This is a genomic window from Nocardia sp. bgisy134, assembly GCF_965341865.1.
GTDB lineage: Bacteria > Actinomycetota > Actinomycetes > Mycobacteriales > Mycobacteriaceae > Nocardia.
The window spans coordinates 43,077-59,638 of record NZ_CBDQZP010000008.1; the positions used below are offsets into that span (position 1 = coordinate 43,077).

15 protein-coding genes are annotated in these 16,562 nt (G+C 67.9%); 8 read left to right on the plus strand and 7 right to left on the minus strand.

What is annotated here, in order from left to right:
• Positions 1-85 precede the first annotated feature (85 nt).
• Complete coding sequence (gene clpB / locus ACRWNM_RS15830; RefSeq protein WP_431968096.1) at positions 86-2,641, minus strand: ATP-dependent chaperone ClpB; 2,556 nt, start codon at positions 2,639-2,641, stop codon at positions 86-88.
• A 289-nt stretch (positions 2,642-2,930) separates the two neighbouring features.
• Between clpB and ACRWNM_RS15835 the strand changes: the two genes are divergently transcribed.
• The 3 genes from ACRWNM_RS15835 (at position 2,931) to ACRWNM_RS15845 (ending at position 6,330) form a co-directional block, all read left to right on the plus strand.
• A complete protein-coding gene (locus ACRWNM_RS15835) occupies positions 2,931-3,866 on the plus strand; it encodes an NADP-dependent oxidoreductase (RefSeq protein WP_431968098.1) in 936 nt (311 codons plus the stop codon).
• Positions 3,867-4,346: 480 nt separating this feature from the next.
• Positions 4,347-5,504: an FAD-binding oxidoreductase gene (locus tag ACRWNM_RS15840; protein ID WP_431968100.1), complete on the plus strand. Its 1,158-nt coding sequence runs from the start codon at positions 4,347-4,349 to the stop codon at positions 5,502-5,504.
• A 49-nt stretch (positions 5,505-5,553) separates the two neighbouring features.
• On the plus strand, positions 5,554-6,330 hold the full coding sequence (locus ACRWNM_RS15845; RefSeq protein ID WP_431968102.1) for an FAD-binding oxidoreductase: 777 nt from the start codon (positions 5,554-5,556) through the stop codon (positions 6,328-6,330).
• Positions 6,331-6,429: 99 nt separating this feature from the next.
• Here ACRWNM_RS15845 and ACRWNM_RS15850 read toward each other — a convergent pair whose 3' ends face one another.
• The 5 genes from ACRWNM_RS15850 to dnaK all read right to left on the minus strand — a co-directional run bounded on the left by ACRWNM_RS15850 (position 6,430) and on the right by dnaK (position 12,267).
• Positions 6,430-7,599: a globin domain-containing protein gene (locus tag ACRWNM_RS15850; protein ID WP_431968104.1), complete on the minus strand. Its 1,170-nt coding sequence runs from the start codon at positions 7,597-7,599 to the stop codon at positions 6,430-6,432.
• A 581-nt stretch (positions 7,600-8,180) separates the two neighbouring features.
• Positions 8,181-8,579 (minus strand): heat shock protein transcriptional repressor HspR, encoded by a 399-nt coding sequence (locus ACRWNM_RS15855; protein WP_431968106.1) that lies wholly within the window; start codon positions 8,577-8,579, stop codon positions 8,181-8,183.
• Positions 8,579-9,736, minus strand: a complete 1,158-nt coding sequence (dnaJ, locus tag ACRWNM_RS15860) for a molecular chaperone DnaJ (RefSeq protein ID WP_431968108.1) — start codon at positions 9,734-9,736, stop codon at positions 8,579-8,581. Before dnaJ ends, ACRWNM_RS15855 begins: the two co-directional genes overlap by 1 nt.
• A gap of 24 nt (positions 9,737-9,760) precedes the next feature.
• Complete coding sequence (grpE, locus tag ACRWNM_RS15865; protein ID WP_431968110.1) at positions 9,761-10,423, minus strand: nucleotide exchange factor GrpE; 663 nt, start codon at positions 10,421-10,423, stop codon at positions 9,761-9,763.
• Entirely contained in the window at positions 10,420-12,267 is a 1,848-nt protein-coding gene (gene dnaK, locus ACRWNM_RS15870; protein ID WP_431968112.1) for a molecular chaperone DnaK, read from the minus strand. Before dnaK ends, grpE begins: the two co-directional genes overlap by 4 nt.
• A 133-nt stretch (positions 12,268-12,400) precedes the next feature.
• Between dnaK and ACRWNM_RS15875 the strand changes: the two genes are divergently transcribed.
• The 3 genes from ACRWNM_RS15875 to ACRWNM_RS15885 all read left to right on the plus strand — a co-directional run bounded on the left by ACRWNM_RS15875 (position 12,401) and on the right by ACRWNM_RS15885 (position 13,598).
• Entirely contained in the window at positions 12,401-12,781 is a 381-nt protein-coding gene (locus tag ACRWNM_RS15875; protein ID WP_431968114.1) for a hypothetical protein, read from the plus strand.
• A gap of 7 nt (positions 12,782-12,788) precedes the next feature.
• Positions 12,789-13,043, plus strand: a complete 255-nt coding sequence (locus tag ACRWNM_RS15880) for a hypothetical protein (protein WP_431968116.1) — start codon at positions 12,789-12,791, stop codon at positions 13,041-13,043.
• 408 nt (positions 13,044-13,451) lie between these two features.
• Positions 13,452-13,598 (plus strand): hypothetical protein, encoded by a 147-nt coding sequence (locus ACRWNM_RS15885; protein ID WP_431968118.1) that lies wholly within the window; start codon positions 13,452-13,454, stop codon positions 13,596-13,598.
• A gap of 16 nt (positions 13,599-13,614) precedes the next feature.
• Here the strand turns inward: ACRWNM_RS15885 and ACRWNM_RS15890 are convergent, their stop codons facing one another.
• Positions 13,615-14,442 carry a class I SAM-dependent methyltransferase gene (locus ACRWNM_RS15890; protein ID WP_431968120.1) on the minus strand — a complete coding sequence of 276 codons (828 nt, stop codon included), beginning with the start codon at positions 14,440-14,442 and terminating at the stop codon, positions 13,615-13,617.
• 130 nt (positions 14,443-14,572) lie between these two features.
• On the opposite strand from ACRWNM_RS15890, the gene ACRWNM_RS15895 reads away from it, so the two are divergent.
• Both ACRWNM_RS15895 and ACRWNM_RS15900 read left to right on the plus strand, forming a co-directional pair.
• Positions 14,573-15,730 carry a zinc-binding dehydrogenase gene (locus tag ACRWNM_RS15895; RefSeq protein ID WP_431968122.1) on the plus strand — a complete coding sequence of 386 codons (1,158 nt, stop codon included), beginning with the start codon at positions 14,573-14,575 and terminating at the stop codon, positions 15,728-15,730.
• A 170-nt stretch (positions 15,731-15,900) separates the two neighbouring features.
• Positions 15,901-16,536, plus strand: coding sequence for an endonuclease (locus ACRWNM_RS15900; RefSeq protein WP_431968124.1), 636 nt, complete (start codon positions 15,901-15,903; stop codon positions 16,534-16,536).
• Positions 16,537-16,562: the final 26 nt, after the last annotated feature.

The window sequence follows — 16,562 nt, forward strand, 5'->3', positions numbered from 1 at the left end:
ACACGCGGAACCGCCGGGAGTCGCGCCGATTCGGCGAGATACGCGGACGCCCCCGCCCCACTCGGAGCGGGGGCGTCCGGCGCACTCAGCGGCCGACGATCAGGCCGTCGCCGTCCTTGCTGACGCCGACCTTCACGGTGTCGCCGTCGGTGACTTCGCCTGCGAGCAGTTCCTTGGCGAGGGTGTCGCCGATGGACTGCTGGATCAGCCTGCGCAGGGGGCGGGCGCCGTAGGCCGGGTCGTAGCCGCGCACCGCGAGCCAGAACCTGGCCGAATCGCTGACGTCCAGCTTGAGCCTGCGCTGCGACAGGCGCTTCTGCAGCTGGTCGAGCTGGATGTCGACGATGAGTTCCAGCTGTTCCTCGTCGAGCGCGTGGAACATGACCACGTCGTCGAGCCGGTTGAGGAACTCGGGCTTGAACGCCGAGCGCACCGCGTTCATGACGAACTCCTTGTCACCGCCCGCACCCAGGTTCGAGGTGAGGATGAGGATGGTGTTGCGGAAGTCCACCGTGCGGCCTTGGCCGTCGGTGAGCCGACCCTCGTCGAGCACGGCGAGCAGGATGTCGAACACATCCGGGTGCGCCTTCTCGATCTCGTCGAACAGCACCACCGTGTACGGCCTGCGCCGCACCGCCTCGGTGAGCTGGCCGCCCTGGTCGTAGCCGACGTAACCGGGCGGCGCGCCGACCAGGCGGGCCACCGCGTGCTTCTCGCTGTACTCGCTCATGTCGATCCGCACCATGGCGCGTTCGTCATCGAACAGGAAGTCCGCCAACGCCTTCGCCAGTTCGGTCTTGCCGACGCCGGTGGGGCCGATGAACATGAACGAGCCGGTGGGGCGGTTCGGGTCGGCGACGCCGGCGCGCGCCCTGCGCACCGCGTCGGAGACCGCCTGCACGGCCTCACGCTGCCCGACCACACGACGCCCGAGCTCCTCCTCCATGCGGAGCAGCTTCTGGGTCTCGCCCTCCATCAGCCTGCCCACCGGGATGCCGGTCCACGCGGACACCACCTCGGCTATGTCGTCGGGGCCGACCTCCTCCTTGAGCATCACCTCGCCGTCCGGCGCGGCTCCGTTGGCCTTCTCGGCCTTGGCCAGCTCCTTCTCCAGCGTGGGGATTCGGCCGTAGCGCAGTTCGGCCGCCTTGCCGAGATCGCCGTCGCGCTCGGCGCGCTCCGACTCGCCGCGCAGGCTCTCCAACTGCTCCTTGAGGGTGCGGACCTGGTCGATGGCCTTCTTCTCGTTCTGCCACCGGGTCGTCAGCTGGTTGAGCTTCTCCCGGTCGTCGGCCAGTTCCTGGCGCAGCTTCTCCAGACGCTGCTTGGAGGCCTCGTCGGTCTCCTTGGTCAGCGCCACCTCCTCGATCTCGAGGCGGCGCACCGCGCGCTCGACCTCATCGATCTCCACCGGGCGCGAGTCGATCTCCATGCGCAAGCGCGAGGCGGACTCGTCGACCAGGTCGATCGCCTTGTCCGGCAGGAACCGCGAGGTGATGTAGCGATCCGAGAGAGTGGCCGCGGCCACCAGCGCGGAGTCGGTGATGCGCACGCCGTGGTGCACCTCGTAGCGCTCCTTGATGCCGCGCAGGATGCCGACGGTGTCCTCCACCGAGGGCTCGCCGACCAGCACCTGCTGGAAGCGGCGCTCCAGTGCGGCGTCCTTCTCGATGTGCTTGCGGTACTCGTCCAGCGTGGTCGCGCCGACCAGGCGCAGTTCGCCGCGGGCCAGCATCGGCTTGATCATGTTGCCCGCGTCCATCGCGGATTCTCCGGTCGCGCCCGCGCCGACGATGGTGTGCAGCTCATCGATGAAGGTGATGATCTGTCCCGCGCTGTTCTTGATCTCCTCGAGCACGGCCTTGAGCCGTTCCTCGAATTCGCCGCGGTACTTCGCGCCTGCCACCATCGCACCGAGATCCAGTGCGACGACGGACTTTCCGCGCAGCGATTCCGGCACGTCGCCCGCCACGATGCGCTGGGCGAGCCCCTCGACGATCGCGGTCTTGCCGACGCCGGGCTCGCCGATCAGCACCGGGTTGTTCTTGGTGCGGCGGCTCAGCACCTGGACCACGCGCCTGATCTCGGTGTCGCGCCCGATGACCGGGTCGAGCTTGCCGGAGCGCGCGGCCGCGGTGAGGTCGGTGGAGTACTTCTCCAGCGCCTGGTAGCTGCCCTCGGGGTCGGGGCTGGTCACCCTGGCGCTGCCGCGCACGGCGGTGAACGCGTCGCGCAGGGCGTCGGCCGTCGCGCCGTGCTTGGTGAGCAGCATGGTGACGTCCGAGTCACCCTCGGCGAGGCCGACAACGACGTGCTCGGTGGAGACGTACTCGTCGCCGAGTTCGGTGGCCAGCCGCTGGGCCGCGGTGATGGCGCCGAGCGCCTCGCGCCCGAGGTTCGGCGTCGTGGTCGCACCGGTCGCCCTCGGCAGCCGGTCGACAATGTCCTGTGCCTCGCGCCGGACCGTCGCCGGGTCGACGCCGACGGCCTTCAGCAAGGGTGCGGCGATGCCGTCGGTCTGATCCAGCAACGCCACCAGCAAGTGCGCCGGACGAATGTCCGGGTTGCCCGCGGCCGACGCCGCCTGGAGGGCCGCGGTCAAGGCCGCCTGGGTCTTGGTGGTGGGATTGAACGAGTCCACGAGTCACCTTCCTACTAGTCGATTCCCCAGCATCGAGTGCCCTTCCCGCGCGCGATGACGCACAGGCTCGTGCTGTTCCTATCGGTCTCAACGTGGGAGAGGTTGAGTCTGTTCCGCTCAAGTTTGAAAATTTTGCGACAGCCCGCCGCCGGGCCGATTCGGCGACTCAACGCTACGCCGCGCCATCGTCGAATGCCGTGAATCGCAGCGCCGGTGGTGTAGGGATGCATACGAGCACCAAGACGGTTAGTGATGCATCACCCTTCAGCCGAACCGAGGAGCGAAACCGATGCGCGCGATCGTGGTACGGAAGTTCGGAGATCCCGTCGAGCTGGCCGAGATGCCGGTGCCCGAGCCCGGCCCGCAGACGGTCAAGGTGCAGCTCGACGCCGCGGGCGTCAACCCCTTCGACCTGAAGATGTCCAAGGGCATCCTGGAAGGCAAACTGCCGCACGACTTTCCGGCGATCCTGGGGGTGGACGGCGCGGGCAGCGTCGCCGCGGTCGGCCCGGGCGTCACGAAGTTCACGGTCGGCGACCGCGTGGTCGGCAAGTTCCTGGTGCCGCCCGCAGGCCACGGCAGCTTCGCCGAGTACTCGGTGCTGCCGCAGGACGCGACGCTGGTGCCCATCCCGGAATCGATCACCACGCTCGCCGCCGCGGCCCTGCCGACCGCGGGCGTCACCGCGCAGGACCTGGTCGACGCGGCCCAGATCCGGCCCGGCCAGAAGGTGCTGATCGTCGGCGCGACGGGCGGCGTCGGCTCCTTTCTCGTGCAGCTGGCCAATATCGCGGGCGCGCACGTCATCGCGACCGCGCGCGGCGACACCGCCGATCGGATGGCCAGGCTCGGCGCGGCCGAGACGGTCGACTACAGCCAGGCGCCCGTCGCCGATTCGGTGCGTTTCACCAACCCCGACGGCGTCGATGTGCTCTTCGACCTGGTCAGCCCGCCCGAGGCGCTCGCGCCGCTGACCGAACTCGTGCGTGAGGGCGGCGCGGTGTACTCCATCGTGTTCTCGGCCGACGAGGCCGCGCTGCGCGAGCGCGGCCTGCGCGGCGGCAACTTCGAATCCAAGGGCCGCGCGCCGGAACTGACCCGGCTGCTGACCCGCGTCGCGGCGGGCGACGTGGTGGTGCCGATCGACGCGACCGTCCCGCTGGAGGAGGCGCCGGCCGTCCTCGGCGCGGCGGGCGCACGCGGCAAGACCGTGCTGGCCATCTGAGCAGCCGACCGAGGGCGATCCGAGGCAGCAGGTCCGCCACTACGTCGAGCAAGTCGCACCCGCTGTTCGCGCCACCGTTGCCGGGGCATCCTGACATCGGGCCGCCGGTGATGCGGTCAACTTGTGCGTAGACGGCGCACGAGCAGCCCCTGTCCTCCCGTTGCAGGTACCCATCCAGAGAACCACACCGTGGGCAGGTTCACCTGCCCCCGCTATCCTGGTCGGTGGCCCAACCATGGGGCCGAGCGCAGCGAGGCAGCAGCGGGCGCGTGAGCGCCGCGAGCCAGCCGGGCAGACGTCCCGAGCTGCCGACTTAGCCGAGGGATAACCGGAGCGGTCGAGAGCATGCTGCGCATACCCACACGACCACGGACTTTTCGGGGATACTTGTCCGCGAAGGACCGCCGGTTAGGGGCACGTCCCTGCGCAGCAGTCGATAGCGGATGCGCAGCTATAAGCGGGAAGAGAGGAAATCTCGTCGTGGATGCGCGTTCGGCAGCGCTGGTCCGCGCCAACTTCCGTTCGGTGACCGAGTCACCAGGCGGACCCGAGCGGTTGATCAGTGCGTTCTATGGTCATCTGTTCGCCGAGAATCCACGCCTGCGCGAGCTGTTCCCACCCGCGATGGACATGCAACCGAAGCGGTTGTCCACGGCCATCCAGTTCGTGCTCGACCACCTGGAATACTGGGATCGCGCGCAGAAGTTTCTCGAGCAGTTGGCGCGCGACCATCGAAAGTACGGCGTCGAGGCCGCCCATTACGATCAGGCGGGCCGCGCGTTGCTCGCCGCGATCCGCGTGTACAACGGCGCGGCATGGAGCCGTCAGCTCGAGGAGGGCTGGCGCGACATCATGATCTTGATATCGGCGTCGATGGCCATCGGCGCGAACTCGGACAAGTCCCAGCCGTACTGGGAGGCGACGGTGGTCGGCCACCGCAGGGTGCTCGAAGACCTGGCCATCGTGCGCTTGCAGTCCGACAGCCCGGTGCCCTACCAAGCCGGGCAGTACGTCCCGATCGCCGTGCCGCAGCGGCCCAAGATGTGGCGCTACCTCTCGCCCGCGATTCCGTCGAATCCCTACGGCGAGATGGAATTCCACGTGCGCAAGATTCGCGGCGGATGGGTGAGCCCGGCCATCGTCAACGAGACGCAGGTGGGCGATCGCTGGCTGATCGGCGGCCCGCTCGGCGGACTACACGTGGACCGCGACACCGGGCGCGACGTGCTGCTCATCGGCGCGGGCACCGGCATCGCCCCGCTGCGCGCCCAGCTCATCGAGATGAGCCAGCGCGGCATCAACCCGCGCGTGCACTTCTTCATCGGCGGCCGCTACCCGTGCGACCTGTACGACGTGGAGAACATGTGGCAGCTCTCGCAGAGCAATCCGTGGCTCACCATAGTCCCGGTCTGCGAGCAGAAGACCAATCCGTGGTGGTACCCGCACCCGGCCTCCGACGCGCCCTACGGCATGCACCGCACGCTGGTCGGCAACCTGGGCGCGGTGGTGGCCAGCTTCGGCGCGTGGGCCGACCGCCAGATCCAGATCGCGGGCTCGGCGCGGATGATCGCCGACACCCGGAGGGCGCTCATCGCGGTCGGCACGCCCGAACACGTCATCAGCTGCGATCCCGTCTGATCCGCCGCGGCCACGCGCCGCGGCACCCCACAACAGCAGAGGAGTTCCCATGACGGAGCCGGGCGCGCTCGGCAACGGAGTCGCGCAACAGGAGTGGACCTCGACCGTCGTCGGCCACCATCGTTTGCGCCACGACGTAGCGGTGATCCGTCTGATCGGCGAGTTCGTGCCGTTCGTCGCGGGCCAGTCCGTCGAGGTCCGGGTGCCACAGCAGCCCGGAGTGCGCCGCAGGCTCTCCCCCGCGCTACCGCCTTCGCTGGACGGCAAGCTGGAATTCCACGTGCGCACCGTGCCGGGCGGCTGGCTGAGCGGCTCGTTGGTCGCCGACACTCAGCAGGGCGACGAGTGGCGGATCGCCGCGCCGCAGGGCGCGTTCACCGTCGATCCGGCGGGTGACGAGGTGGTGATGATCGCGGGCGGCACCGGTCTCGCGCCGATGCGCGCGCAGATCCTGGAACTGGCCAGGCTGCCCGAGCCCCCGCGCACCTACCTGTTCGTCGGCGGCAGGTCCCCGCGCGACTTGTACGCCTCCGACATGCTCGTCCTGCTCGCCGAGGAGCTGGACTGGCTCACCATCGTGCCGGTGGTGGAGAACCTGGAGGACCCGAACTGGGAGGACGAGTGGTACGAGCACACGCGCGTCGACATCGGATTCCCCGTCGACGAACTGCTGCAAGGCACGCTGGCCGACGTGATCGGCTCGCACGGCGCGTTCGACCGTCACCAGGTGCTCGTCTGCGGTTCGCCCGCGATGACGCGGGCCACGGTGGACCGGCTCGTCGAGACCGGCACGCCCGCCGAACGCATTCAGTACGAAGGCCTTTGACCGCCGTCGTTCCGGCGAAGGCAGGGATCCAGTCGAAGACTCGCGGATAGTCGTCACCCGCTTGGATCCCGGCCTTCGCCGGAACGGCGAGGGCGTCCGCTAGAACAGCGGATCGTGGCGGATGTGTTTGGTCTGGGTGCCCGCCGCCATCAAGCGGAACTTGGTGGTCTGCACCATCGAGGGCGAGCCGACGATCTGCACGTCACGATCGGCCCACGAGCCGTAGCTGGCGACGACCTTGCCGAGCTGGCCGGTCATGCGCGGCTCCAGTCCCGGCCATATTCGCTCGACCTCTCCGGATTCGTAATACCACCACGGGTTTTCGTCGCTCTCGCTGACCGGCGTCACGGTCAGCCAGCGGTTGGCCATCGCCAGCTTGCTCAGCGTCTCCAGATCGTAGAGATCGCACGGGTGATGGCCGCCGATGAACAGGTGCACTTTCGGATTCGTTCGCCGCAACGCCATTTGCATCAGCTGGGCCCGCAGCGGCGCGATACCGGTGCCGCAGCCCACCATGAGCATCTTGCGCTTGGTGTTGCGCGGCACGCCGAGCCCACCGAGGGGCGAGCCGATCAGCCACTGGTCTCCCACCTGCGTCTGGCCGATGATGGCCGGGCTGACCCAGCCGCCGAGCACGCCGCGCACGTGAAATTCGATCTCGCCGTTGGCGTTCGCGGGCACGGCGGGCGAGAGATAGCGCCACATCCGCGGCCGCGAAGGGATCTGCACGCTCATGTATTGACCCGCGGCGTATTGCATCGGCTGGTCGAGTTGTAATCGCACGATCGCCAGATTGCGCAGGACCAGCCGGTTCTCCAGCACCCGGCCGGACCAGACGGCGGGCGTGGCCTCCTTCTCGGCGGCGCCCATCATCGTGTCGCCGATGACGGTCAACCCTTCGTCCCACGCCTTCTCGACCTCGTCGGTCCACATCTCGGTGCCCGCGAAGCGGCGCATCGCGATCTTCAGAGCGGTGGCCACCGCGGCGTAGTGTTCGGCCTGCACACCGTATTTGCGGTGATCGCGGCCGAGCTGGGCGAGGAACGGCAACAACTTGTCGGGCTCCTCGAGCCGGTCCAAGGCGTAGCCGATAGCTTTGACGAGGCGGTCGCGCTGTGAATCCATCGCAGCGGGGAAGAAATCACGGACTTGCGGGTAGTCCGTGAACAGGATCGCGTAGAACGACCTGGCCAGCCTTTCCGGCCCGCCGTCTTCCGCAGCAACCGCCTTGAACGTTGTTCTGATCAAAGCGACAGTCCGCGAATCCATTTGTGTCACAACCCCATTTCGCACTAGAACGCAGAGCGCGCCGGCGAGTGAAAGTGCTGCGGGACACTCGACAGCAGCCGATGCCAAGGAGTGTAGGCGAGGTTTGCCAGCAACGGAACGCAACGAATAAACATCACGCGTGGAATTCCGTGGAAACAAGAAACGGAAGCGCAAAACTCGCGAATAACAGACCGAAAGACCGTACTAGAGCGGTGAATTCAGTCGCACACTCACCGAATTCGCGCGCCTCGGTTTGCAAGCCTCGTCCAGTTGACCCGAGCGGAGCGATCTTGTGGCAACTCCGCGATCGGAGCCGAGAGTTGCTGCGGGGCAATCTTTGCGCATCCCAGGGCGACAGCGAAAGCGGACCGGTCGGTTGCTCATGTGGCGAACCATGATCATCGGAATCCACTGCGTCCCAGCAAACTCGGATACTCGCACAGCAAACTCGAACTCGCCGGTAACAACATTCGCCTCGGCTTTTCCTCGTCTTTTCGGCCGAGGAAAAGCCCCGGAATTGAGAAAGGGCCCCGCCGCGGACCCGAAAACGAGTCGGCGGCGAGGCCCGAATTCCACTCGCCTCAGCGCTGGTTGCGTGGTTTCCACACCACCAACGCCGTACTGCGTTGCGGCGGAGCGAGATCCGGGCGATAACTCGCCCGCAGCCGCTCCACCTCCGCGCGCATCTCGGCGAGCTGCTCCCGCAATTCCTCGACCTGATTGGTGAGTTCGATGATGCGTTTGATGCCCGCCAGGTTCACGCCCTCGTCCTGGGACAGCCGCTGCACCTCGCGCAGCAGCTCGACGTCCCGCGCCGAATAACGTCGCCCGCCGCCCGAAGTGCGTTGCGGCGTCACCAGTCCCAGCCGGTCATACGTGCGCAGTGTCTGCGCGTGCATGCCCGCCAGCTGGGCCGCCACCGAGATCATGAAGAACTCGGCTCGCGACCCACCGGACGCCTTCTTCGGATCAGTGGACATCACGCACCTGCCCATCCCGCACGAGGATCGAATCCGCTGGACCGCTCCGCCTCCTGGTAGCGCTTGAGCGCGTCGGTGGCATCGCTGTCCAATTTCTGCGGCACCGCGACCTTGACGGTGACCAGCAGGTCACCGGCGCCGCCGCCGCGCTTGGGGACGCCGCGGCCACGCACCCGCAGGATCCGCCCGTCGGCGGTACCGGGCGGCACCTTGACGCCGACGCGCCCTTCCAACGTCGGCACGGAGACCGTTGTGCCGAGCACCAATTCAGCGTAACTGACCGGCAGCACCAGGGTCAGGTCGTCGCCGTTACGGCCGAAGACCTTGTCCTGGCTGACGTGCACGGTGACGAACAGGTCGCCCGAAGGCGCACCGCGCAGTCCCGCCTCACCCTGTCCGGCCAACCGGATCCGCTGACCGTCGCCGACGCCAGGCGGAATCCGCACCGTGATGGTCCGGGTGCGGTTCTGGATGCCGCTGCCGTGGCAGTCGACGCACGGGTCGTCGATGATCGAGCCGGAACCCCGGCACTCGTCGCACGGTTCGCTGAATCCGAACGCACCCTGGTTGCGGCTGACCACCCCGGTTCCGTTGCAGTTGGCGCAGACCCGGGGACTGGTCCCCGGCTTGGCGCCGCTGCCGTGACATGTGGTGCACGGCGACGGACTGGTCATCCGCAGCGGAACGGTCACGCCCTGCGCGGCCTCGCGGAAGCCGAGCGTCGTCTCGGTCTCCACATCGGCGCCGCGCCGCGGACGGCTCGTGGTGCGAGCGCCACCCCGGTTGAACAAGCCGCCGAGCAGGTCGCCGAGCCCGCCGTCGCCCGTGGTGGCGCCGCCGAAGATGTCGCCGATGTTGAATTCCTGCGAGAAGCCGCCCGTGCCGCCGGGAGTGAACCCGCCGCGCGGATAACCGCCGCCCGCGAAGAGCTTTCGCGTGTCGTCGTACTCCTTGCGCTTGGCCGGATCCGACAGCACGGCATGCGCCTCGCTGACGGCCTTGAAGCGCTCCTCGGCCTTGGTGTCACCCGGATTGGCGTCCGGGTGCAGGTCGCGGGCGAGCTTGCGGTAGGCCTTCTTGATCTCGTCCTGCGAGGCGCTGGAGGAGATACCCAGCTCCTTGTAGAAGTCCTTTTCGATCCACTCCCGTTGGCTCACCGAGTATCTCCTCCTCCCAAGGTGTTAATTGTCGTCCGCATTGGCATCTACATCCGATGCCTCGGTCTCGGCCAGATCGGCCACGCCATCGGTTACCCCGACGAGCGCGTGCCGCAGCACCCGATCGCCGAACCGATAGCCCTTGCGCATCACGACACCGAGCACCGGATCCGCGCCGGAACCCTCGTGCTGCACGGCCTCGTGCAGGGTCGGGTCGAAGGGCTCGCCCTCCGCGCCGAACTCCTCGAGGCCTTGCTTGCGCAGCGCCTCGACCAGCTTGTCCGCCACCGACTTCAGCGGTCCGGACTCGAGGTCGCCGTGGGCCCTCGCGCGATCCAGATCGTCGAGCACACCGAGCAGTTCGGTGACCACGGCAGCCTTGGCGCCGTCGATGGCGGTCTTGCGATCGCGCTCGACGCGGCGCCGGTAGTTGGCGTATTCCGCGGTCAGCCGCTGTAGGTCGGCGGTGCGCTCGGCGAGCTCGACACCGATCGTCTCGGCCAGCGCTTCGGCTCCCTCCGGAGTCAGAACGCCATTGCCTTCAGCACCGTTCCCGCCCTCGGGGCCGGGGCCGGCCGCGGTGTCCGCGACCGGTTCCCGAACCTCACCGGTGGCCGGGTCGACCTTGCGCTTGTCGACGAAGGTGATCGGTTCCTGTGCCGAATCGGCCTGGTTGCCCTCAGTCACTTCTTCTCCGTGTCGACCGGCTCGTCAACGACCTCGGCATCCACGACCTGGTCGTCGCTCGCGGAGCTGGACGCGCCGTCGCCGGACGCGGCCTGCTCGGCGGCGGAGGCCTCGTAGATGGCCTGGCCGAGCGCCTGCGACTCGGTGGCGAGCTTCTCCACCGCGGACTTCACGGCCGCGATGTCGGTGCCCTTCAGCGCCTCGTTGGCCTCGGCGATGGCCGCCTCGACCTTGGACTTCACGTCCGCGGGCACCTTGTCCTCGTTCTCCTTGATGAACTTCTCGGTCTGGTGCACCAGCGACTCGGCCTGGTTGCGGGTCTCCGCCTCCTCGCGACGCGCCTTGTCCTCGGCCGCGTGCGCCTCGGCGTCCTTCACCATCCGGTCGATCTCCTCCTTGGACAGGCCGGAGCCGTCCTGGATCTTGATCGTGTTCTCCTTGCCGGTGCCCTTGTCCTTGGCGGTGACGTGCACGATGCCGTTGGCGTCGATGTCGAAGGTGACCTCGATCTGCGGCACGCCGCGCGGGGCAGGCGGGATGCCGGTCAGCTCGAAGGAGCCGAGCAGCTTGTTGTGCGAGGCGATCTCGCGCTCACCCTGGAACACCTGGATCTGCACCGACGGCTGGTTGTCGTCGGCCGTGGTGAAGGTCTCCGAACGCTTGGTCGGGATGGTGGTGTTGCGCTCGATGAGCCTGGTCATCACGCCGCCCTTGGTCTCGATGCCCAGCGACAGCGGGGTCACATCGAGCAGCAGGACGTCCTTGACCTCACCCTTGAGCACGCCGGCCTGCAGGGCGGCGCCGACGGCGACGACCTCGTCCGGGTTCACGCCCTTGTTGGGCTCCTTGCCGCCGGTGAGCTCGCGGACCAGGTCCGAGACGGCGGGCATACGGGTCGAGCCACCGACGAGGACGACGTGGTCGATGTCGGCCACGTTGATGCCCGCGTCCTTGATCACGGACTGGAACGGCGCACGGGTGCGGTCCAGCAGGTCCGAGGTGATCTTCTGGAATTCGGCGCGGGTCAGCTGCTCGTCGAGGAACAGCGGGTTCTTGTCCGCGTCGACGGTGATGTAGGGCAGGTTGATCGAGGTCGACTGCGACGAGGACAGCTCGATCTTGGCCTTCTCCGACGCCTCGCGCAGGCGCTGCATGGCCATCTTGTCCTTGGTCAGGTCGATGCCCGAGCTGGCCTTGAACTTGTCGACCAGCCACTTGACGACCCGCTCGTCCCAGTCGTCGCCACCGAGGTGGTTGTCACCGGAGGTCGCGCGAACCTCGACGACGCCCTCGCCGATTTCCAGCAGCGAGACGTCGAAGGTGCCGCCACCGAGGTCGAAGACCAGGATGGTCTGTTCCTTGTCGCCCTTGTCCAGGCCGTACGCGAGCGCGGCCGCGGTGGGCTCGTTGACGATGCGCAGCACGTTCAGACCGGCGATCTGACCGGCTTCCTTGGTGGCCTGGCGCTGCGAGTCCTCGAAGTACGCGGGCACGGTGATGACCGCGTCGGTGATCTCCTCACCGAGGTAGGCCTCCGCGTCGCGCTTGAGCTTCATCAGCACGCGCGCGCTGATCTCCTGCGCGGTGTACTTCTTGTCGTCGATGCCGACGGACCAGTCCGTGCCGATGTGACGCTTGACGGAGCGAATGGTGCGGTCGACGTTCGTGACGGCCTGGTTCTTCGCAGGCTGACCGACCAGCACCTCGCCGTTCTTCGCGAACGCGACGATCGACGGGGTGGTACGCGATCCTTCCGAGTTGGCGACCACGACCGGCTCGCCGCCTTCGAGAACGGCGACGACCGAGTTCGTGGTCCCGAGGTCGATTCCGACCGCACGAGCCATGTTTGTTTCCTCCTAGTTGACGTACTTGTGTGTCGGTGCCAGGCGAGACAGCTCGCCCTGCGGCGTGTTCTGTCGACCGCCGCGAGACCTCGCCCCTAGCACCTCACGGAGCACGGTCCCAGCAACGCTGAGCGTGGTCGGCTCAATCCTGCACCCAATCCACACCGGGCGTCAAACGAAACTTGAGTCCGACTCGCTCAACATTGTCGAAAACCTCAACCGGCGACCCGTGCGCGATATTCCCGGCAGCCGCGGTATCGGACTCGCGACGGCGCGCCGCCTGACCGCCGAGGGCGTACGCGCGGTCGGCGGGGCCCGCCAACCCACCGCCGAACCCGAGGCGACGGGCGCGACGGCCGTTGCGGTCGACCTCGCGACGCCGGGCGGCGCGGACGAACCGGTGGCGCGCGCGACGGCCGGAGGCTGGCACGTGCACCGGTTCTCTCGATTCCACTGTGTAACAACCTTTTCCGCGTCATCGATGCAGGCAGGTCAGCACAATGCTCGGGGATGAGGGACGAATGCAGATCGCAATCGGGATCGCCATGATGACCTTGGTCGGCACGCTCGCCTACAAGAAGGGATTGCAGCCGTTGGCCTGGCTGCTCGCGGCCGGTCCGATCGGCTTCATCGTGTTGTTCTTCCTCCCCTCGGCCAAGGAGGAGGGACTGGACAAGGCCACCCGCGCGTCCCGGACCGAACTGGGAAACACGATCGGATGGGGCATGTCGGGCCTCGTCGTCCTCGCGACGGCCGTCCTCTTCGCGGTCGGGTAGTGCGGCGACTGCGGCTCCTACCGAGTTCGCCGCAGCGGCAACGGCATTGAAAGTGCGGCGGCGTGATTCACTCACGCCGCCGCGGTCGCTCCCGACAGCGGTTCGCGACGAATCCAAGTCAAGGCGCCCACGGCTCGCTGACCGGAGCGCCGACCCTGCCCTCGTACAGGTAGACCAAAAGTAGGTCGGCTGACCGTTGCACCACCCGGCGAACGAGTGGTCATTCGGCTCACTTCTATCGGCACACCTCCATCGGAGGCGGGACGCTTCCCATCCTAGCCGAACATACGTTCGAATCAAGGGCGGAGCGACGGATTTCGCGGCGCACTCGGAACTGTTCGACATGGAGCGCACTCCAACTCCTAGCGTCTTGTGCCAGCAGGTTTTTCGAGCGCAGGAGGTAGCACCATGATCGACGTCCGCACCCGGCATCTCGGCGAACTCGCCGTCTCCGCCTCCCCCGAGGATCTCGCCGCCATCGAGGCGGCCGCCCCGGCGGAAAAGATCGCGGGCACCCGCTACGACGCGACCAGCCTCACCTTCGTGAACGGGTGAGCGCGGGTCGCTCCGGTTACCGGCTCGCGGGTAGCCGGGTCGTGGCGACCGCCGATCGCTCTCCGCGAGTGAGCAATCCGTCCTCGGTCAGCGCCGCGGCTCGCGCGAGGAATTCGCGGCGCAGTGCCGCGATTTCCTCGGCGGCGAGCGTCGTTGTGTCGTAGTACTTTTCGATGGCGTTGTCCCATACCTGTTCGGGTGTGCCCGATCCGCCGAGGGTGATCTCCTCCCAGGTGATCGACGCGAAACCGGCTGCCGTCAGCAGCTCGTTCAATCCGTCGCGGCTACGGGTGCGGCGGTCGCCGAGCGGCGGGATGGGGCGCTGCGCGAACAGCGGCCGCGCCAGCTCGAGGAACAACTCGAGCCCGCTGCCCTCGGCCGACCGCGCGCCGACGACGACGGCCAGCCTGCCGCCCGGCCGCAGCACCCGGGCGGTCTCGGCGATGACCTGCTCGACGTCGGCCATCAGCATCAACGCCATATGGCAGACCACCGCGTCGAAGGAATCCTCGGCGAAGGGCAGCTCCTGGGCGCGCGCTTCGCGCAGATCGGCGTCGACCAGCTCGGGGCGCCGGCGAGCCACCGCGAGCTCGCCCTCGGAGATGTCGACACCGGCGAGCCCGGTCGCGCCGTCGCGGGCGAGTACCGCCAGCAGCGCGCCGTCACCGCACCCGAGATCGAGCACACGCCGGGCGCGCGCGACCCGTTCGGCGAGGAACTGATAGCTGGTTCTGCCATCGGGCAAGCGGTGCGCGGCGACGTAGCGACCCATCGCTTCCGGCGCTCGGTTGTGCAGGTTCCGCAAGAATTCCTCAGCAGCACGAGCCGCGTCAGCCGTGGTCACGATGCCAACCTAGCCGACTTCGGGTTCGCCGTACGGTCCTCGGACTGCGGGATACCGGCTGGTCGTTCGTGCCCGTGGGCGGGGCGGGCGGTGATAGGTTCGGCGCGGGGTGTCCGAGAGGAGTTCCGGTATGCGAGCAGCTGTCGTGACGAATACGAAGTTCCAGGTCGAGGAGTTGCCAGCGCCGCGGCCCGGGCGCGGGCAGGTCTTGCTCGACGTGGTGCGGTGCGGGATTTGCGGGTCCGATCTGCACGCTCGCACCCATGCCGACGAGATGGCCGAGCTGGCGAGTGCGACCGGGTACGACGCGTTCATGCGGGCCGAGCAGAGCGTGGTGCTCGGGCACGAATTCAGCGGGGAGATAGTCGAATACGGGCCAGGGTGCCGGAAGCGCTGGAAGCCCGGGACGAAAGTGGTCGCGCTGCCGATCATTCGGCACGACGGGCAGCCGCATCTCACCGGACTGTCGACGGCCGCCCCAGGCGGCTACGCCGAGCAGGTGGTGGTGCAGGAGTCCATGACCATGCCGGTGCCGAACGGGCTCTCGGCCGAACTCGCCGCGCTCACCGAACCGATGGCGGTGGCCTGGCACGCGGTTCGCAAAGGGCGAGTCGGCAAGGGGCGCGCAGCGTTCGTGATCGGTTGCGGGCCTATCGGTCTCGCGGTGATCAGCATGCTGAAGGCAGCGGGCGTCCGCACCGTGATCGCAAGCGATTTCTCCCCGCGCCGCCGTGAGCTGGCGGCCGCGTGCGGTGCGGACGTGGTGGTGGATCCGGCGGCCGAATCACCCTGGGAGGCAGCGCCGAAGAAAGGGATCGGCAGCGTCACGGATCTGCTCGGGCTCGGCTTCGACACCATGCAGCGACTGCGCCGAGTCCCGAATCTGCCGTGGTGGTATGTCTTTCGGCTCGCGCACACGTTCGACGCGGGACCGGCGGGGCCGGTGATCTTCGAATGCGTCGGCGTGCCGGGCATCATCGATCAGATACTCACCGCGGCTCCCCCGCTCTCGCGGGTCGTCGTGGTCGGCGTGTGCATGGAGACCGACCGCTTCCACCCGGCGATGGCGATCAACAAGGAGATCGAGCTGCGCTTCGCGCTCGGCTACGACCCCGGTGAGTTCCGCGACACGCTGCACATGATCGCCGACGGCAAGGTCGACCCGGCGCCCCTGATCACCGGCACCGTCGGGTTGGCGGGCATCGACAGCGCGTTCACCGCGCTGGGCAATCCGGAGCGCCACGCCAAGATCCTCATCGATCCGTCCAGCTCCGCAATCGCGCCCTGAGCCTGTCGGCCTCGACCACCATTTCTCTCTCGACGGGAGTCGAATGGATTCGACGGAGAAAGACGGTGGCTTCCCGCCCGCTCGGAGCAACCATTCTCTCCCGTGGATTTCGCCGTGCATCAACGCAGCGGGCATGGGTACGCGTTCGGTAGTCGAGCGAGGAGGGCGTGATGGGTGATCGTGAGGTTGTGCGGGCTCTGCTGGATCGCGCGGGCACGGGGTACGCCGCCGAGGCGGGTATCGAGCTCGCGGACAAACCCGCGCCGCTGTTCCAACTGCTGATGCTCGCCGAGCTCATGAGCACCCGGATCTCCGCGGACATCGCGGTGGCCGCCGCCAAAGAACTGGCCCACAGCGGGTACCGGACACCGCAGAAGGTGGCCGACGCCGACTGGCAGGACCTGGTCGACGCCCTCGGTCGCGCCCACTACAAGCGCTACGACGAAAGCACCGCTACCCGGCTCGGCGCGAACGCCGAACGCGTTCTCGAGCAATACCACGGCGACCTGCGCGAACTGGCCGCCGCAGCGGACGGCGACCCCGACCGAGCAGCCGACCTGCTCCAGGAATTCGACGGCATCGGTCCCACCGGCAGCGACATCTTCCTCCGCGAAGTCCAGGACACCTGGTCCTGGGCGCGACCCCACTTCGACGACCGCGCCCTGCGCGGCGCCCGTCGCGTCGGCCTGCCCGCCGCGCCGGACGAGCTGGCCGATCTGGCACCCCGGGACCGCGCCGCCGATCTGGCCGCCGCACTGGTCCGCGTCACCATCGATGACAAGGTGGCCGAGGGCCTGCCGACCTGACCGGTCGTGCAGGCGGTCAGCGGCGC